At 69.7% G+C, this 18,836-nt stretch carries 12 protein-coding genes; 6 read left to right on the top strand and 6 right to left on the bottom strand.

Annotated features, from left to right (window positions below):
- Positions 1 to 69: 69 nt before the first annotated feature.
- The gene (locus N8I84_RS31090) at positions 70 to 522 is read right to left on the bottom strand and encodes an ATP-binding protein (RefSeq protein ID WP_263232729.1); all 453 of its coding nucleotides are present in this window, start codon (positions 520 to 522) and stop codon (positions 70 to 72) included.
- 304 nt (positions 523 to 826) lie between these two features.
- On the opposite strand from N8I84_RS31090, the gene N8I84_RS31085 reads away from it, so the two are divergent.
- Complete coding sequence (locus tag N8I84_RS31085) at positions 827 to 1,417, top strand: hypothetical protein (protein WP_263232728.1); 591 nt, start codon at positions 827 to 829, stop codon at positions 1,415 to 1,417.
- 95 nt (positions 1,418 to 1,512) lie between these two features.
- Here the strand turns inward: N8I84_RS31085 and N8I84_RS31080 are convergent, their stop codons facing one another.
- Together N8I84_RS31080 and N8I84_RS31075 are read right to left on the bottom strand one after the other, a co-directional pair.
- The gene (locus tag N8I84_RS31080) at positions 1,513 to 3,255 is read right to left on the bottom strand and encodes a pyruvate dehydrogenase (protein ID WP_263232727.1); all 1,743 of its coding nucleotides are present in this window, start codon (positions 3,253 to 3,255) and stop codon (positions 1,513 to 1,515) included.
- A 54-nt stretch (positions 3,256 to 3,309) separates the two neighbouring features.
- Positions 3,310 to 4,815: a protein phosphatase 2C domain-containing protein gene (locus N8I84_RS31075; RefSeq protein WP_263232726.1), complete on the bottom strand. Its 1,506-nt coding sequence runs from the start codon at positions 4,813 to 4,815 to the stop codon at positions 3,310 to 3,312.
- A gap of 355 nt (positions 4,816 to 5,170) precedes the next feature.
- Here N8I84_RS31075 and N8I84_RS31070 point away from each other — a divergent pair, with 355 nt between their 5' ends.
- Positions 5,171 to 6,151, top strand: coding sequence for a helix-turn-helix transcriptional regulator (locus N8I84_RS31070; protein ID WP_263232725.1), 981 nt, complete (start codon positions 5,171 to 5,173; stop codon positions 6,149 to 6,151).
- Between the two features lie 133 nt (positions 6,152 to 6,284).
- On the opposite strand, the gene rsgA is transcribed toward N8I84_RS31070, so the two are convergent.
- Positions 6,285 to 7,400 (bottom strand): ribosome small subunit-dependent GTPase A, encoded by a 1,116-nt coding sequence (gene rsgA, locus N8I84_RS31065; RefSeq protein ID WP_263232724.1) that lies wholly within the window; start codon positions 7,398 to 7,400, stop codon positions 6,285 to 6,287.
- A 1,341-nt stretch (positions 7,401 to 8,741) separates the two neighbouring features.
- Here rsgA and N8I84_RS31060 point away from each other — a divergent pair.
- From N8I84_RS31060 to N8I84_RS31045, 4 genes are all read left to right on the top strand, one after another.
- The gene (locus tag N8I84_RS31060; protein ID WP_263232723.1) at positions 8,742 to 12,056 is read left to right on the top strand and encodes a Pls/PosA family non-ribosomal peptide synthetase; all 3,315 of its coding nucleotides are present in this window, start codon (positions 8,742 to 8,744) and stop codon (positions 12,054 to 12,056) included.
- Positions 12,057 to 12,394: 338 nt separating this feature from the next.
- A complete protein-coding gene (locus N8I84_RS31055; protein ID WP_263232722.1) occupies positions 12,395 to 13,402 on the top strand; it encodes a TauD/TfdA family dioxygenase in 1,008 nt (335 codons plus the stop codon).
- Positions 13,403 to 13,462: 60 nt separating this feature from the next.
- Positions 13,463 to 15,058, top strand: a complete 1,596-nt coding sequence (locus N8I84_RS31050; RefSeq protein WP_263232721.1) for an acyl-CoA ligase (AMP-forming), exosortase A system-associated — start codon at positions 13,463 to 13,465, stop codon at positions 15,056 to 15,058.
- A 213-nt stretch (positions 15,059 to 15,271) separates the two neighbouring features.
- Positions 15,272 to 15,544: an acyl carrier protein gene (locus N8I84_RS31045; protein ID WP_263232720.1), complete on the top strand. Its 273-nt coding sequence runs from the start codon at positions 15,272 to 15,274 to the stop codon at positions 15,542 to 15,544.
- Between the two features lie 203 nt (positions 15,545 to 15,747).
- On the opposite strand, the gene N8I84_RS31040 is transcribed toward N8I84_RS31045, so the two are convergent.
- Positions 15,748 to 17,244: a cellulose-binding domain-containing protein gene (locus tag N8I84_RS31040; protein ID WP_263232719.1), complete on the bottom strand. Its 1,497-nt coding sequence runs from the start codon at positions 17,242 to 17,244 to the stop codon at positions 15,748 to 15,750.
- Between the two features lie 216 nt (positions 17,245 to 17,460).
- The gene (locus N8I84_RS31035; protein WP_263232718.1) at positions 17,461 to 18,807 is read right to left on the bottom strand and encodes a radical SAM protein; all 1,347 of its coding nucleotides are present in this window, start codon (positions 18,805 to 18,807) and stop codon (positions 17,461 to 17,463) included.
- Positions 18,808 to 18,836: the final 29 nt, after the last annotated feature.

Here is an 18,836-nt window from a genome sequence, read left to right as displayed (position 1 = left end):
GCGCGGCACGATGCCGCGCCCCCTTCCCGTTGTCGGCAGCTCCCCCGGCACGCATCTGCGGCACCCGCCTCAGGCGGCGTCCGCACCGAGGTCGAACCAGACCGCCTTTCCCACACCGTGCGCCCGCACGCCCCACGCGTCCGCCAGTGACTGGACCAGGATCAGTCCCCTGCCGTGCGTACCGTCGTCGTCGCTCGGCGCGTGCAGCCTCGGCCTGCGTCCCGCGAAGTCCCTTACCTCCACATGGAGTCCGCGCGATGAGACGGTCGCGGTGAGGACCGCGTCGCGGTCGGTGTGGATGAGCGCGTTGGTCACCAGCTCACTCGTGAGCAGCTCGGCTATCTCGGAGCATCCCGGCCTTCCCCAGTGCCGCAGCAACTCCCTGAGCGCCCTGCGCGCTTCGGGCACCGCCCGTAGGTCCGCCCGCCCCAGCCGGCGCCTGAGCTGGGGGGCCGCCGACCGGTCCGTCGGCGTGTCGGTCGCTTCCTCCGTCGTCTTCGCCGAGGAGGCCCCGATCACCACGGGACCGCCCCCTCGTGCTCGCCTCTTCATGACCCCCGCCCCGTAGGTGGATGCCGGTTCCCCTCTGCTCGAACACCTCCACGGACATGCATGCCCCGCCGACGGACCGGCAGTCATGGTGACGGCGTTTCTCCTCGACTTCCGGACACGGAGCTGTTCATCGGTGACGCCACATCAGCCGGCGTTACTCCAAACGAATTATTATTCATATTGTCGGTATGTCGGATATGACAGAGAACGTCACGGTATGTACGTTCAATCACGCATCGGCTTTCAGCCGACGTCTCTCAGACAGGAGAAACAAATGGCAACGCGTTCCACCGTTGTAACCGCCGCGATCGCGGCTGCCGCGGCCCTCGCGGCCACCGGCATCACCTACGCCAACGCGGCTTCCGAGCCGGTCCAGGCGGCTCCCGCTGCTCCGGTCGCCGCGGCCCCCGCCCCTGCTGCCGCCCCCGCCCTCCCGCAGGGCGGCAACGGCGACAACAACAACAGCAAGGGCAACGAGGGCCGTGAGGAGCACGGGGACCACGACCGAGGCGAGGACGAGGACCGCGACCGCGGTTACCACCACGAGTACTTCGGCAAGGTCCGCATCAACGAGCGTGAGTACCCGGCCATCCCGGACGGCTGCGTCACGATCGTGAGCGGCCTCGGCTCCAAGAGCCTCAACATCCGCAACGACAGCAGGAAGACCGTCGAGGTCTTCTCCGGCGCCACCTGCGACAACGGCGCTCCGATCGCCGTCGTCGGCCCCTGGAGCCAGAGCGACGGGGTGCACCCCCGTCACGTCAGGGGCGGTGTGAAGGTCAAGCACGGCGTCGTGGGCAGCTTCCGCGTGATCCGTCACCACCACGAGGACCACGAGAAGGGCGACCGCGGCGACCGCGACTGACGAAACCGTCCGCATGACACACAACGAGAACCCCGGCCCGCCGGAATCGGGCCGGGGTTCCGGTCTTGGAGCCTCGCACAGCGAGGCGCGCCGCGTCAGGGCCGCGGCACGTTGCGAAGGTTGGAGCGCGCCATCTGCACCATGCGGCCGACACCGCCCTCCAGCACGATCTTCGAGGCGGACAGGGCGAAGCCCGTCACCATTTCCGCGCTGATCTTCGGCGGGATGGACAGGGCGTGCGGGTCGGTGACGACATCGACCAGCGCCGGACCCTTGTGCCTGAAGGCGTCCTTCAGGGCGCCGGCGAGCTGCTTGGGCTTCTCCACCCGTATGCCGTACGCGCCGCACGCGCGTGCCACGGCCGCGAAGTCGGGGTTCTTGGTGGCGGTGCCGTACGAGGGCAGTCCGGAGACCATCATCTCCAACTCCACCATGCCGAGCGAGGAGTTGTTGAACACGACCACCTTCACGGGCAGGTCGTACTGCACCAGGGTGAGGAAGTCGCCCATCAGCATGGAGAACCCGCCGTCACCGGACATCGACACCACCTGCCGGCGCGGGTCGGTGAACTGGGCCCCGATCGCCATGGGCAGCGCGTTCGCCATCGAGCCGTGGGAGAACGAACCGATGATGCGGCGGCGGCCGTTGGGCGAGATGTAGCGGGCGCCCCACACATTGCACATCCCGGTGTCGATCGTGAACACCGCGTCGTCATCGGCCACTTCGTCCAGGACGGAGGCCACGTACTCCGGGTGGATCGGAACGTGCTTGTCGACCTTGCGCGTGTACGCCTTGACGACGCCTTCCAGCGCGTCGGCGTGCTTCTTGAGCATCTTGTCGAGGAAGCGCCGGTTCTCCTTGGTCCGCACGCGCGGGATGAGACAGCGCAGGGTCTCCTTGACATCGCCCCACACCGCCAGATCCAGCTTGGAGCGGCGGCCCAGGTTCTCCGGACGGACGTCGATCTGGGCGATCTTCACGTCCTTCGGCAGGAAGGCGTTGTACGGGAAGTCGGTGCCCAGCAGGATCAGCAGGTCGCACTCGTGGGTGGCCTCGTAGGCGGCGCCGTAGCCGAGCAGGCCGCTCATGCCGATGTCGTACGGGTTGTCGTACTGGATCCACTCCTTGCCGCGCAGGGCGTGCCCCACCGGGCACTTGATCTTCCCGGCGAACTCCATCACCTCGGCGTGCGCACCCCGGGTGCCGCTGCCGCAGAAGAGGGTGACCTTCTCCGCCTCGTCGATCATCGCCACGAGCCGGTCGATCTCGGCGTCACCCGGGCGGACGCTGGGCCGGGAGGTGACGAGGGCGGTCTCGGCGGACCGGTCGGGGGCGGGCTGGGCGGCGATGTCGCCGGGGAGCGAGACGACGCTCACGCCGCTGCGGCCGATCGCGTGCTGGATGGCCGTCTGCAGCAGCCGGGGCATCTGCTGGGGGTTGGATATCAGCTCGCTGTAGTGGGAGCACTCGCGGAACAGCTGGTCGGGATGGGTCTCCTGGAAGTACCCGAGGCCGATCTCGCTGGAGGGTATGTGCGAGGCGAGGGCGAGCACCGGGGCCATCGAACGGTGGGCGTCGTACAGGCCGTTGATGAGGTGGAGGTTGCCGGGCCCGCAGGAGCCGGCGCAGGCGGTCAGCCCGCCGGATATCTGGGCTTCGGCGCCGGCCGCGAAGGCGGCGGTCTCCTCGTGCCGTACGTGCACCCAGTCGATCGCGGAGTTGCGGCGCACGGCGTCCACGATCGGGTTGAGGCTGTCGCCGACCACCCCGTACAGGCGCTTGACCCCCGCCCGCACGAGGATGTCGACGAACTGGTCGGCGACGTTCTGCTTGGCCATGTATCCACGCACCCCTTCGCTGTCCCTGGATCCATGTATCCACACGGACAGCGATCACGCCTCCCAGACGGCGGCCGCCGTACGGTCATCGGCGTAGCCCTTCACCCTCACCAGCGTGTCGGCGAGGAAGGCCGTCAGACCCGGCACCTCGCCCGTGGACCAGCGGGCCGTGAGGTGTTCGGCGAGTTCCGGTTCGTCGCGCAGCGGGTCGGCGAGGCCGGCGGAGCACAGCAGGAGCGTGTCCCCCGGCCGGGCGACGGAGGCACGGAACAGAAAGGGTGAACGGGGCGGCTCGAGGGCCGGTTCGTACGGGCTCGGGGGTGTGGTGATGCCGAGGTCCATGGTGAGCCGGTCGCCCTCGGGGGTCTCGGAGGGCAGGGAGCCGAAGCCGACCACCGGCTCGCCGGCGGTGTCGGCGGTGTCCGCGGCGCGCGGCTCGATGTCCTGCCACTCGCCGTCCCGCAGCCGGAACAGTCCGCCGGCGCCGACACCGAAGAAGACGCGGATACGGCAGTCGGGGTCGGCGGGCAGCAGCAGACAGCGCAGGTCGGCGGTGTACTCCTCCGGGTCGGCGCCCTGGGCGGCGGCGCCGGCCCGGAGCTTGCCGAGGCTTCGGTCGGTGAGCCGTTGCAGGCCGGACTTCAGCTCGCCGCGCCGGGCGGACCGGATGTCCTCGCCGAGGCGGAGGTGACTGCGCCCGACGGCACGGCCGATCCAGTGACACGCCTCGGCGGCGGCACGGTGGGCACCGGGAGTGCCGCGTCGGCCGGTGGCCATGGCGACCAGCACGAGCGCCTGGTCACCCGTGCCGAAGCGGGCGCTGAGCAGGCAGTCGCGTCGCGGCTCGCCCCGGAAGCGGGCGGAGTCCCCGCGCGCGGAGACCGCCCGCAGGGTGCAGGACCCGAACCGGGCCCCGTCCAACGCGGTGTCGGGGACGAGGTCGGCGAGATGGTCGGGGTCGGCCGGCGGGAGGGCGGTGGGCTCCGGATCGTAGGTGGGCGGGCCGGAGCCGATGTAGTCCACCGGGGGCGGGGTGCACGGGAGGGGCGGCGGAGGCGGCGTGCCGGACGGCGCGTCAGGGGGCGGCGTGTCCGACGGCACGTCAGGGGATGGCGGGTCCGACGGCACGTCAGGGGATGGCATGCCCGACGGCGCGTCAGGGGATGGCGATTCCGGCGCGGTGGGGCCGGGTGCGGGCTGCGGGGGGACGGCCGGTTGCTTCGGGGTGTCGGCCGCCGGCTTGGAGGGGACGGCCGGTGGCCCTGGAGGGTCGGCCGGTGGCTTCGGGGTGGGCGGGAAGGCCACCGGGTCCGGTGACAGGGCGGACGGGGGCTCCCACGGTGTGCGGGCCTCGGGCCGGGCGCTGGGGCGGGAGGCGTTCTTCTCCCGGGGGCCGTTCTCCCGCGCCGCATCCTGCCCCACCGTCCCCGCGGCGGAGGCGAAGCGGTCGTCGAGGGTGTCGGACGCGGGAGCCGGTCCCGTGTCCCCGGTGGAGTCGTCGTACAACTGCCCCCACCAGTCGTCCTGGTGGCCGCTAAACCTGTCCCCCTGCTGGCTCATGTCCCCGATTGTCCACCGCCGGGGGCGGTTGAAAACGGGGCATCAGGAAATTCCGGCCGGGCGGCCGTCCCGTGCTCGGCGTGTCGGACGACGCCTCGAACGGTGATACGAACCGGCCGGGGCCGAAGGGCGCCGCCGGACGATCCCACCCCCCACAGGGGAACCGCCCGGCGGCACCACGGTGACGGGCCGGCACGCCTCCGGAGCCCCGTCACGTCTTGTGGGCTGCACCGACGTCACCTTGGCAGAGGGGCGGGGGCTGCCGCGATGATGTCGGCGGGCGGGTTTGCGCCGTGGCCGTTTCCCGCCACGGCACGCGCCGCCGGACTTGTCGTCGGGGAGGGACGGACGGTTGATGCTGGCAGCGATAGGCCTGGACGAGACGCACGAGTCCGCGTACCGGGCACTGGTGTCCGTGGGCGCCGCGGACGTGCCCGATCTGGCGCGGCGGCTGATGCTCGGTGAGCAGGACACCGAGCGCGCCCTGCGCGGACTGGAACGGCGGGGACTCGCCGCCCAGTCGTCGGGGCGGCCCGGCCGCTGGGTCGCGGCACCGCCCGGCGTGGCGCTGGGCGCGCTGCTCGCCCAGCAGCGGCACGAGCTGGAGCGGGCCGAACTCACTGCCGCGCTGCTGGCCGAGGAGTACCGGGCGGCGGCCTCCGAGCCCGCGGTGCACGACCTGGTCGAGGTGGTGATCGGCGCGTCCGCGGTCACCCAGCGGTTCCTGCAGCTCCAGCTCGGCGCGAGCGAGGAGGTGTGCGCCCTGGTCACCGGCAGCCCGGTCGCCGTGACCGGCACGGAGAACGACGCGGAGGAGCAGGCGGCCGGACGCGGGGTCCGCTACCGGGTGGTGGTGGAGCGGGCGGTGCTCGACCGGCCCGACGGCATCACCGAGCTGACCGCCGCGCTCGGCCGTGACGAACAGGTGCGGGTCGTCGAGACGGTGCCGACCAAGCTGGTGGTCGCCGACCGGTCGCTGGCCATGGTGCCGCTCACCTCTCACACCTCGGAGCCGGCCGCGCTCGTCGTCCATGCCAGCGGGCTGCTGGAGCTGCTGTCCGGGCTGTTCGAGTCGGTGTGGCGCGACGCGCTGCCGCTCAGGCTCGGCGCGTCCGGCGTCACCGAGCAGGGCCCGGACGGCCCCGACGGCATCGATCTGGAGGTGCTGTCCCTGCTGCTGGCGGGCCTGACCGACGCGAGCGTCGCCAAACAGCTCGACCTGGGCCTGAGGACGGTACAGCGCCGGGTGAAACGGCTGATGGAACTGACCGGGGTGACGACCCGTCTGCAACTGGGCTGGCAGGCGTACGAGCGGGGCTGGGTGGCCCGGAGCTGAGCCGGCACACCGGCGAGTGACCTCGGTGTGCTCGGCGCACCGCTGGGGCCCGTCGGCCTGACGGCCGGTCACCTGCGGGGCGTCGTTCCTCCCCCAGGCCGTCAAGGCTCTGGGGGAGGAACGATTGCCGCGGCTAGGACGACCAGTGCCCCCGCTTGGCCTCCATCGCCGCCCTGCCCTGTGCTCCCTTCCTCTTCCAGTCCCGCCGCAGCTCCGCCCGTACGCGCGCGTCCGTCTTCGCCACGATCCACTGGTTCTCCCGCAGCAGCTTGCGGTAGCTCTCCAGGCGCCGCTCCGGCAGTTCCCCGGCCTCGACCGCCGCCAGCACCGCGCAGCCCGGCTCCGCGGCGTGCGCGCAGTCGTGGAAGCGGCACCGCTCGGCCAGTTCCTCGATCTCGGAGAAGACCTGCCCGACCCCGCTCTCGGCGTCCCAGAGACCGACCCCGCGCAGCCCCGGCGTGTCGATCAGCACTCCCCCGCCCGGCAGCGCGAGCAGGTTGCGCGTGGTCGTCGTATGGCGGCCCTTCTCGTCCACCTCCCGCGTGGCCTGGACGTACATGACGTCCTCGCCGAGGAGTGCGTTGGCCAGGGTGGACTTGCCCGCGCCGGACTGCCCCAGCAGCACGGACGTACCGCCGGACAGGATCGCGGTCAGCACGTCGAGCCCTTCGCCCTGCCGCGCGCTGACCGGCAGCACCGGCACGCCGGGCGCGGTCGTCTCCACGTCCTGGACGAAGTACGAGAGCGTCGTCGCGTCCGGCACCACATCGGCCTTGGTGAGCACCACGACCGGCTGCGCCCCGGACTCCCAGGCCAGGGCGAGGAAGCGTTCGATGCGGCCGAGGTCCAGCTCCGCGGCGAGCGAGACGGCGACGACCGCGTGGTCGACGTTGGCCGCGAGGATCTGCCCCTCGGACCGCTTGGAGGAGGTGGAGCGGACGAAGGCGGTACGGCGCGGCAAATACGTCCGTACGTACCGCGGATCGCTGCCTTCAGGGTCGACCGCGACCCAGTCTCCCGTGCACACGACCTTCATCGGGTCACGGGGGACGACGAACTCGGTGTCGGCACGGACGGTACCGACGGGGGTGACAACGTCGCACTGGCCACGGTCGACCCGTACGACACGGCCGGGCAGGAGGCCCTGCTCGGCATACGGAGCGAACTCCGCTTCCCAGCGCCCGTCCCAGCCGTACGGGGCCAGAGGGTGCGACGAAGCCGAAGAAACCGAAAGAGAAGAGAGATTCAAGGGGAACCCTTCACAGGGCGGCCCCGGCCGCGCGCACTCACAGGCGCGAAGAAGCAGGAAAGATCAGCCGGAGACCACGGAGGTGGAGTGGACGAACTTCTGGTTGCGGGCAGCGCCCATCACAGAGACAGCCATCGGTCACACCTCCCGTTTCTCACTCGGCCGACAGCAGCGGCCAACGGCCACCACGTGAAGCGGACTTCACCCTAGAGGTGCCCGCGTTCGGGCGCCACCGGTTTTTCGGCAGGGTCACAGGCAGTGCTGGTCCAGGGCGCGGCGTTCAGGTTGGATGCGCGGGTTGCGATCATGCGAGTCCGCAGAGCGCGAGGACGCGGTGCCGGTCGGCGCGGGCGTCGGGCGGTGGCGATGCCGGCCCGGCCGGCGACCCTGAGGGCGGCGAGTTCGGCGTCGGTGGCACGCCGGCATCACTCGGCCGCCGCGGTGAGCGAGTCGTGGCCCGCCGGAGTCAGCGCACACGGACCACGCCAGGAGAGACCGTGGCGGGAAGCGGCGTCGGCACCCGGCACGGGGGTCCGGGATGCGCGCGAACTCGGCCGGCAGCGCGGCGACTTCCCCGCCCTGGGCCCGGCGTGGCTCCCGAGGCGAGGCCGCTGCCAGCACGGCAGCGGACGTGGGAGCTGCTGGAGGAACGGACACGGCATGCTTGCAGATCGTGACGCTTCGACACCTCCATGATCCATAAGGGGCCGTGTCTGCTTCGTTCCCGCTCCCCCGCCCGCCGATCATCGTGAACCCGGACAACCCGCCCGACTGCCGGGGCCTTGGCTCCCGCCTCTCCTGCTCGGCGAGCGTCAGCTCGCCCCCTTGCGCACACAGTCGTAGCCTGAGAAAAGACCCTTGGTTTTCTGTTCTCGCGGCCAATTTCAGGAGACCAGGATTGCACTGAGGGGACGGGGCAGGGGATCGAGGCGGGACTGGCCGCGAAGTCCGGTGTGATCTTTTGGCGCACCTGGATGAACGGCAGCGGCGGTTGCTGATGGGGACGGAAGCTCCATCGGCCGGCCCCTTGCCGCTGCGGTCGAGGGAGGCGTTGCGCGTAAGCAATATTGTGCATCCAGTCGGCCGGATCAGACCGCTGAGCAGGGCCGGCCAAGACCGCCACGGTCAAGGTGGGCGATCACTCAGCTGCGTTCCGGCCGCAGCTCCCATAGCAGTCCAGGCAAGTGCGTAAATCTCGCTCATGTAGTTCAGCGCGCCTGCATCGACCACTCGGATCTTCCTCAAGGGACCCAGCCGATGGGGAACTCTCACGACGTCTTGACCGCTGGTCCGGCTGACAGTCCGACCACTCCCGCCACATGCGAGCAACGCTTCGCCGCGGTGCTCGCCGAAATCGTGGCAACCGAGCACCTATCCGTCGACAGCCACTTCTTCGACGACCTCGGTGCCGACTCGATGACGATGGCCCGCTTCTGCGCCCGGGTACGCAAACAGACCGACCTGCCCCCGGTGTCGATGCCCGACGTCTACAAGCACCCGACGATACGAAGCCTCGCAGCCGCCCTCGCCAACGACGACCTGACCGCCGACCCGGCTCCCAACCCGACCACTCCCGCCACATGCGAGCAACGCTTCGCCGCGGTGCTCGCCGAAATCGTGGCAACCGAGCACCTATCCGTCGACAGCCACTTCTTCGACGACCTCGGTGCCGACTCGATGACGATGGCCCGTTTCTGCGCCCGGGTACGCAAACAGACCGACCTGCCCCCGGTATCGATGCCCGACGTCTACAAGCACCCGACGATACGAAGCCTCGCAGCCGCCCTCGCCAACGACGACCTGACCGCCGACCCGGCTCCCAACCCGACCACTCCCGCCACATGCGAGCAACGCTTCGCCGCGGTGCTCGCCGAAATCGTGGCAACCGAGCACCTATCCGTCGACAGCCACTTCTTCGACGACCTCGGTGCCGACTCGATGACGATGGCCCGTTTCTGCGCCCGGGTACGCAAACAGACCGACCTGCCCCCGGTATCGATGCCCGACGTCTACAAGCACCCGACGATACGAAGCCTCGCAGCCGCCCTCGCCAACGACGACCTGACCGCCGACCCGGCTCCCAACCCGACCACTCCCGCCACATGCGAGCAACGCTTCGCCGCGGTGCTCGCCGAAATCGTGGCCACCGAGCACCTATCCGTCGACAGCCACTTCTTCGACGACCTCGGTGCCGACTCGATGACGATGGCCCGTTTCTGCGCCCGGGTACGCAAACAGACCGACCTGCCCCCGGTGTCGATGCCCGACGTCTACAAGCACCCGACGATACGAAGCCTCGCAGCCGCCCTCGCCAATGCCAGAACCGACACCAAAACCAGACCTGCCTCGCAGCCGACAACTCCGGCGGCTCTCATTGAGCCGCCGAGGCGGGCGCGCAATGGTGAGTACATCCTCTGCGGGGCGTTGCAGCTCCTGTTCCTCCTCGGCTACCCCGCCCTCACCACGATCGTCGCGGTGAAGGGCTACGCATGGGTCTCGGCCGGTCCGAACCCGGTCAGCATCTACCTGCGGGCGGTCGCGTACGGCGGCGCGATGTTCCTCGGCCTCTGCGCCCTTCCGATCCTGCTCAAGTGGGCGCTTATTGGCCGGTGGAAGACCCAGCAGATCCGCGTCTGGAGCATGGCGTACTTCCGCTTCTGGCTCGTCAAGACCCTGGTCCAGCGGAACCCGATGGCGCTGTTCGTCGGTTCACCGCTCTACGTGCTCTACCTGAGGGCACTGGGCGCGAAGGTCGGGCGCGGCGCCGTCATCTTCTCCAGGAACGTGCCCGTGTGCACCGACCTGCTCAGCATCGGTGACGGCGCGGTGATCCGGAAGGATTCGTTCTTCAACGGCTACCGGGCCCACAACGGCATCATCCAGACGGGCGCGGTCAGCCTCGGCAAGGACGCGCTCGTCGGCGAGATGACGGTGCTCGACATCTGGACCTCGCTGGGTGACGGGGCCCAGTTGGGGCACTCCTCCTCGCTGCACGCGGGACAGACCGCGCCCGACGGGGAGCGCTGGCACGGCTCGCCCGCGCAGCCGACCGACGTCGACTCCCAGCGGATCCCCACGATGGACGTCAGCACCCGACGACGGGTCGTCTTCGCGACCGTGCAGCTGGTGAACCTGCTTCTGGTGGGTACGCCGCTGACGTTCGTCGTCGTGGTCCTCGCGCTCACGAAGGTCCCGCAGCTCGTCACGCTGTCGGCCGCGGGACCGGTCTCCTTCACGAGCTGGGGGTTCTACCGCGACGACGCGCTGGTCATATCCGCCGTGCTCTTCTTCGGCGCCGTGCTCGTCGGCCTCGTGTTCGTGGGAACCGTTCCGCGCGTGCTGAACCTCTTCATCAAGCCGGACAAGGTCTACCCGCTGTACGGATTCCACTACTGGATCCACCGCGCGATCACCCGAACGAGCAACAGCAGGTTCCACATAACTCTCTTCGGTGGCACCTCCTACATCGTCCACTACCTGCGTTGGCTGGGCTACGACCTTCGCGGGGTGCGGCAGACCGGTTCGAACTTCGGCGAAATGGTCAAGCACGACACCCCGTTCCTCAGCGCGGTCGGCAGCGGAACGATGGTCGCGGACGGGCTGTCCATCATCAATGCCGATCTCTCGAACACGTCGTTCCGGGTGTCCCGCGTGTCGATTGGGGCAGAGAACTTCCTTGGGAACATGATCGCCTATCCGGCGCAGGGCAAGACGGGCGACAACTGCCTCCTCGCGACGAAGGTCATGGCTCCCGTCGACGGACAGGTGCGGAAAGGCGTCGGCCTGCTGGGCGCGCCCAGCTTCGTGATCCCGCGGTCGGTCAAGCGTGACAAGCAGCTCGACGTGGGGAGCAAGGACGAGCTGCGCCGTCGCCTCCGGGCCAAGAACGTCTACAACACCATCAGCATGGCGCTGTTCCTGCTGGTGCGCTGGACCTTCATCTTCATCGTCACCGTGCTCTACCTGGCCGCCGTTGACCTCTGGGGTTCCCTCGGTGCGCTCGCGTTTGCACTGGCCACCGCCGGGGTCTTCGTCTGCACCGTCGCCTACAACGTCCTGGTCGACCGGCTGGTCCGGCCGCTGCAGGCCTTGCGGCCGCAGGGCTGCTCGATCTACGACCGCGCTTTCTGGCGGCACGAACGCTTCTGGAAAGTGAGTTCCCTCGCCTATGTCCTCCTCTTCAACGGCACCCCGCTCAAGAACGTCATCTGGCGGCTGCTGGGTATGCGGATCGGCCGCCGGGTCTTCGACGACGGCCTCCGCGTGCCCGAGCGGACGTTCACCGCGATCGGGGACGACTGCACCCTCAATGTGGACACCATCATTCAGTGCCACTCGCAGGAGGACGGAGGATTCAAGTCGGACCGCATCGTGATCGGTGCCGGCTGCACGCTCGGTGTCGGCGCATTCGTCCACTACGGCGTGACCATGGGCGACGGCGCGGTGCTTGCCACCAGCTCCTTCCTCATGAAGGGCGAGGAAATGCCACCGCACGCCCTGTGGGGCGGGAACCCGGCCAAGAAGATGCGCGAGCAGTCGGCCGGCCTTTCAGGTGCGCAGGATCAGCCTCGACGACTGCGCCGCCGTTTTCGTCCCCGGCGACTGACACTCGGCAAACGCGGAACGCAGGGACGATTCGATGGCCGATCGGCTTGAAACCGGCCGGGAGTTCTGCCGGGCTGTCCTGCGCACGGGCCGCGCGACCGCGATCCCGCGGTGGACGCTCGACCCGGCACCGGGCGTCGCCGAGCGCGTCCCGAAACTTGATGGCGCCCTCGCGGCAGGCGTGCGCCGGCTGGCCTATGAGCTGGAGCTGCCGCTGCACTCGGTGGCGCCGGCCGCGCAGTCTTCCTCGAGGACCTCACCCACCATCCGTCCTCGCCGATCCGGCCGTGCTGGTCGACGACAGGCTCGAGAGAGCACCGGGCGTGCCATGTGTCACCGAATCGGTGGCTCCTTCCCGAGTGGACATCGAGGAATCAAGGAGAAATGAGATGTCGTCCTCTTCCCAGGCGGCGCTGCTCGAGGTGGACCTGCAACCCGGCAAACCGCCGATCCTGCGCACCAGGCCTGCCGGCGACGCGGTGCGCTGGGCAGCCGAGCACCGCGTGACGCTGCGCGCGGTGGTCGCCGAGCACGGATCGGTTCTCGTCCGCGGCCTCGGGCTGCGCGACGCGGCCGAGACCGTCACCGTCTTCCACCAACTGGCCCGCACCGGTCCGATGACCGAGAGAGAGGCCTTCGCCTCCCGGCGGACCTACGCAGAGGGCGTGTACTCCTCCTCGAAGTGGCCGCCGAACCAGCCGATGTGCATGCACCACGAACTGAGCTACCGGCTCGAGTTTCCCGGCCTGATGCTCTTCGCGTGCCTGTCCGCGCCCACCGAAGGCGGGGCGACCGGTGTGGCCGACTCGACGGCCGCGCTCGACGCGCTGCCCGGTGACCTCGTTGAACGGCTCGAGCGGGAGGGCTGGATGCTTGTCCGCAACTACAACGAGGAGATCGGCACGTCGGTCGCCGAGGCGTTCGGCACCGAGGACCGTGGCGCGGTCGAGAGCTACTGCCGCGCCAATGCCATCGAGTTCGAGTGGCAACCCGATGGAGGGCTGTGCACCTGGCAGCGCCGCAGCGCGGTGGTGCGGCACCCGGTCACCGGGCGGCGCTGCTGGTTCAACCAGATCGCCTTCCTCAACGAGTGGACGCTCGACCCCGAGGTGCACGAGTTCCTGGTCGACACCTACGGCGCCGAGGGGCTGCCGTTCACCACCCGCTTCGGGGGCGGCGACCAGATAGGCGAGGACGTCGTGCAGTTGCTCAACGAGGTGTACAAGGCCAAAACCATGCGGGAGCCCTGGCAGGCCGGCGATCTGATGCTCGTCGACAACATTCGCAGCGCACACAGCAGGGAGCCCTTCACCGGACCGCGTGAAGTCCTGGTCGGGATGGTCGACCCGGTGCGCCTGGCCGACTGCTCGCCGACCGTCAAGGTGAACGCCGGATGACCACGTCCCTCGTGCGACCGTTCGCGGCCAGGCGAAGGCGACAGAAAGGAATCCGCCGAGATGATCACCCGATTGCCGGACCTCGTTGCGAGGTCCGCCCAACGCAACTCCGGCGCGCCCGCCCTGACCGCACGGACGACCACGCTCTCCTACACCGATCTGCACGAGCGGACGGAGTTCGCGGCCGCCGGCCTGCGCGACCTGGGCCTCGACGGTGGCGAGCGCGTCGCGATCTACCTCGACAAGAGGATCGAGACCGTCGTGGCGCTGCTCGCCTGCTCGCGGGCCGGTGGTGTGTTCGTCCCGGTGAATCCCATGCTGCGGGCCGGGCAAGTGAGGCACATCCTCGACGACTGCGCCGTGCGGGTACTGGTGACCTCCACGGACCGGCTGCGGACCCTGCACGCCGAGCTCGCCGCCTGCAAGTCGCTCTCCCACGTCCTCGTGCTGGGCGACTCGCTCGTTGAGGACGAGGAAGCCCCTTACCGCGTGCTCCCCTGGTCGAAGGTCGCCGAGCGCGCGAGCCAGGCCGTGTGTCCTCCGACGGGCGGCGTCGACACGGATGCGGCCGCGATCCTCTACACGTCGGGGAGCACCGGGGCCCCGAAGGGCGTCGTGCTGTCGCACCGCAACCTCGTCGTCGGCGCGGAGAGCGTCAGCACTTACCTGAACAACACGGCAGAGGACCGAATCCTGGCCGTTCTCCCGCTCAGCTTCGACGCCGGGCTGAGCCAACTGACGACCGGCTTCTGCGTCGGCGCCCATGTGGTGCTCGCCAACTACCTGCTGCCGGGGGATGTCGTCCGGCCGTGCGCGAAGTACCGCATCACCGGGCTGGTGGGCATACCGCCGCTGTGGATCGAACTCGCAGCCCACACGTGGCCGTCCGAGGCCGTGGCCGAGGTGCGCTACTTCGCAAACACCGGGGGGCGACTTCCGCGCGTCACCCTGCAACGACTGCGGGCGATCTTCCCGACCGCAACGCCCTACCTGATGTACGGCCTCACAGAGGCGTTCCGCTCCACCTACCTCGATCCCCGGGAGGTCGACCGGCGGCCCGATTCGATCGGCAAGGCGATCCCGAACGCCGAGATCCTCGTCGTCCGGGAGGACGGCGGCCTGTGTGGTCCGGGAGAGCCGGGTGAGTTGGTGCACCGAGGTCCGCTTGTCACGTTGGGTTACTGGAATGACGCGGAGCGCACGGCCGAGCGGTTCCGGCCGCCGCCGAACCGTCCGGTCGAGCTGTGCACGCCCGAGCTGGCGGTCTGGTCCGGCGATGTCGTCGTCCGCGACGAGGAGGGCTTCCTGTACTTCGTCGGACGGCGCGACGACATGATCAAGACACGGGGATATCGGGTCAGCCCGCAAGAGATCGAGGAAGTGGCGTACGAGACCGGCCTGGTCCACGATGCCGTCGCGCTCGGCCTCGACGACGAGGCACTTGGCCACCGGATCGTCCTCGTCGTGACACCCTGCGATCCCGCCGGGTTCGACCCGGCCGCGGTGACCTCACGCCTGCGGCAGGAACTACCCGGCTACATGGTGCCCGCCGAGGTGGTGGTCCTCGGTGACCTGCCCCGAACACCGAACGGCAAGTTCGACCGGGCATCCCTTCGCCACGAGCTCACCGCCTCCCGCCCTCAGGACCCCGCATGAACTCAAGCGCTACGCGCACCCCACGAGCAGCCGGTTCGCGATCGCCAACGGCATGCTCCACATCGGCGGCCTCCCGGTCGGGTTGCCCGCTGAGCTCGCCGGTGCCACCCGGTCCCCACCTACGAGCGCACCGGCCTCACTCGGCGTGTCGAGGAACCGCGCCGCGCCCTGCCGCAGGCCGCGAGGTCTGCACGACCGATGAGGAGAAGCCATATGACTCGCTCGCCAGAGATCTCGCAGGCGATTTTCGAGGACGTCAAGGCCGTCGTGGTGGTCACGCTGAACATCGAGGACCAGGCCGATGACCTCGGGCCGGAGACGGGACTCTACGGCAGTCTTCCTGAGCTCGACTCGCTCACCGTTGTCAAGCTCATCGTCGCATTGCAGAAACGGTTCGGGGTCGAGATCGAGATCGAAGAGATCGTCGGTGACACCTTCGACACCCTCGGGCGGCTCGCGGCCTTCGTGGAGTCCAAGGTGCGCTGAGAGGCGCTCCCGGCAGGCGCGCTCGGGTGCGAGCGGCGAGGTGTCAGCCGGTGACCACCAAGGTGGACTTGATGAACTCCTGAGTGCGGGCAGCGCCCATCGCAAGGGCGGTCATCGGTCAACACCTCCTTCTCCACTCGTCGTCGCCGCCACCTCAGCCCGCAGCCTCAGCGGCCGGTCAACACCTTTTTTTTCCGGCGGGCTCAGCTCACCGTAGTGCAGCGTGCCCCGTTCACCGTGAAGGCACTCGGCTGCGCGTTGCTGCCGTGCCAGGAGGAGAGGAAGCCGACCGCGAACGTGCCGTTCGCGGCGACCTGCTTGTTGTAGTCGGCGGCCTTCACGGTGACCTCGGGGCCGTCCTGGGCGTAGGTGCCGTCCCACATCTGGGTGATGCGCTGGCCGTCCTTGAACCTCCAGTCGATGCGCCAGTCGGCGAGCGCCCTGGTCGAGGTCACCGTGACGGTGGCCTGGAAACCGTCCGGCCACTGGTTGACCACCTCGTACTTCACCCGGCACGTCGGCGGGGCGGCCTTGTCGGGGCCGGAGGCGGTGGACGCGTCGTCGACCGGGCTCGTCGACGTGCCCTGCGGTTCGGTGTCGGAGTCCCCGCTCCTCGTCGCGCTGCGGGAGCCGGCCGGACGGGAGGTGGCGGGGGCGCCGGGCGTGCCGTTGCCGTCGGACGGGCCGCGGGGCGACGAGGACAGCCCCGGCGCGGTGACCGACTGGCCGGTCACCGCGCTGCCCGCGGTGGTGTCGTCCCCCTCCGAGCTGCCCAGTTGCAGCAGCGAGACGGTGAGCGCGAGCGCGGACACGATCACGGCGGCGACGAGGATCCCGGTACGGCCGATCCGGGGCCGCGCCTGGGCCCCCACGGTGATGCCCCGGTCCGTGCCCGCGTCCGCCCGCCCGCCGGTCAGTCCGGCCTCCGCCGCCCGGCGGCGCCGCTCCAGATAGGCGAGCCCGCCCCAGCCGATCACCCCGCTCGCGAGTGCGGCGGGCGTGCCGCCGCCGTGCAGCCTGAGGCAGGCCGCCGCCTCCGCGCATTCCACGCAGGTCGCGAGGTGCCGGGAGAGGTCCTCGGGCGTCTCCGCGCCCGAGGAGCGGGTGACCGCGTCGAGCAGCCGGGCGTAGCTGCGGCAGTCGGGACCCATGGGCGTGTCGAGGTGGTTGCGCTGGCAACGGTCCCGGAACAGGGCCCGTACCTGCGCGAGTTCCTCGGCGGCGGACGCCGGGTCCAGGCCGAGCCGGCGGGCCACGTCGGGCAGCGGCAGCGCCTCGACCTCCGCGAGCCACAGCAGGGCCGCGTCCGGCTCCTGCATGTCCTTCAGACCGCGCAGGGCGAGCGGACGCCGAAGGGGCGGGCCGGTGTGGCGGGCGGCGTTGTCGGAGTTGAGCCACAGTCGCAGGTCGGGGTCGAGGTGGTGTCCCCTGCCCTCCGTCTCCCAGGCCGCGGCGGTGGTGCGCACCGCGGTCAGCAGCAGGGGGATCCGGGGCAGGCGTGGCACGCGGCGCCCGGTGGCCTTCCCCCGGGCCTCGCCCGCGCGGACCTCCTGGATGCCGTGGGAGAAGGCCTCGGTGGCCAACTGCCTGCCGACGGCCGAACCGGACGTGCACAGGTCGGCGTACGACAGGACCGCGTCCCAGCACTCCGAGAACAGTGCGGCCTCGGCGGCGTCCTGAGGGGTCGGCAGGTCGGGCATGGGGGCTCCTGCGTCAACTGCTTCCACAAGCAAAGTCAACTCACCCGAGAGGCAAGGGAGTTGAGGGTCGTCTCAACGAGAGGCCCAGAGCCTTTCACGGCTCCCACACAACTGACAAGCGGCGTATTCAAATGCCGTGCCGGTGGTTGCGCGCTGTGCAGTTGTACGGACCAGGGCCCCGCCGCGACTCAGCGCGCGGGGCCCGTGATCGCATCGTTACGCATGTGTCGGTTCTTCGGCCCTTCCGCCCACGGCTTCGTCCGCCGGGAGACTGTCCATGAAGGAACTGACGGAGAACACCGCGCGGCCCGGGCCGGGCGGGCCGTAGCCGGGGGGCGAGGAGAGGCCGAAGTCGTCCATGGTGGCGCGGTAGGCCTCCAGCAGCCGGATGTGGTACTCCAGCGGCGCGCCCTGCGGGTTCGCCTTGCCGAGCGGGGTCGTGGGCTCCGGGCACCAGGTGGTGAAGCGGGGCGTGATGCCGTGCGACATGAAGAAGCGCAGGCCCTCGGTGGTGGAGGCGATGGCCTCGTCGACCGTGGTGAAGCCGAAGGGTTCGGCCATCTCCACGCCCGCGACGAAGTTGGGGATCACGTTGCGCGCGCCGAAGACCTCCGCCGAGTCGAGGATGCGCCGATGCCACTCGTCCCGGCCGACGTACCGCTCCTTGCCGGGGCAGTACAGCTCGAACAGGCGGCGGTCCCACACCTCGAAGTTGGGGTGGTAGATCTGGACGCCGTAGTCCTTGAAGCGCTGTACGTCGTCCTTCGGCAGCGCCTGCGCGACGACCTTGCCGATCCAGCGGCCCGGGAAGCGCTCCTCGATGGCCTTGGCGTAGTGCCCGTAGAAGTCGGCCTCGTCACGGCCGGCCACCTTGGAGGTGATCGCGCCGCCGGTGAGGGTGTAGGCCGTGGACGCCTTCTGGGTGTCGTAGCGGTCGATGATCTCGAGCGCCTCCAGCACCTCCTCGACGTCCTTGACGCCCGTGTACGGCCGCCCGGCCGCCTTGTGCTGGCGCCAGTTGTGGTTGATGTCGCAGTACTGGCACTCCTCCTTGGCGCCGAAGTACTGGCAGACCCGGAAGACGGTCAGATAGATCAGGTAGCCCCACTGGATCGTGGGGGCGACCTCCATCACGGACTTCCCGTTGGAGAGGGTGTGCCGGTAGTACTCCGGCATGGGCGGCACGCCGACGTCCGCGATCCGCCTGCCGTCGAGGTACAGCCCGAGCAGGCCCTGGTCGTCGGCGGCGACCCGGTACGGCGAGGCGGGGTTCACCCGTACGGACACCACGGTCCGCCGCAGGTCGTAGGGGCCCCCGGTGAGGATGATCTCCTCGGGCGGCCTGCGCAGCGCGGCCTCGCCCAGTTCCGGCAGGGTGCCGTGGTCGAAGGAGAAGATGAAGTACGACTTCGGCTTGACGTCGCCGTCCTCATTGTCGCTGAGCGCCGACTGATCGAAGGCGACTCCACCCCGCAGCAGGTCCTCCTTGAAGACGGCCTCCCGCGGCACGTGCGGGAAACGCTCCATCAGGTCCTCGACCAGCGCGGTGCGACTGTCACCCATCCCGTTCTCCTCGCTCCCGGCGTGTGTGT

Origin of the sequence: Streptomyces cynarae (assembly GCF_025642135.1) — a bacterium.
GTDB lineage: Bacteria > Actinomycetota > Actinomycetes > Streptomycetales > Streptomycetaceae > Streptomyces > Streptomyces cynarae.
Note: the sequence above shows the minus strand (reverse complement) of the source record. Positions and strands in the feature narration are given on the sequence as shown.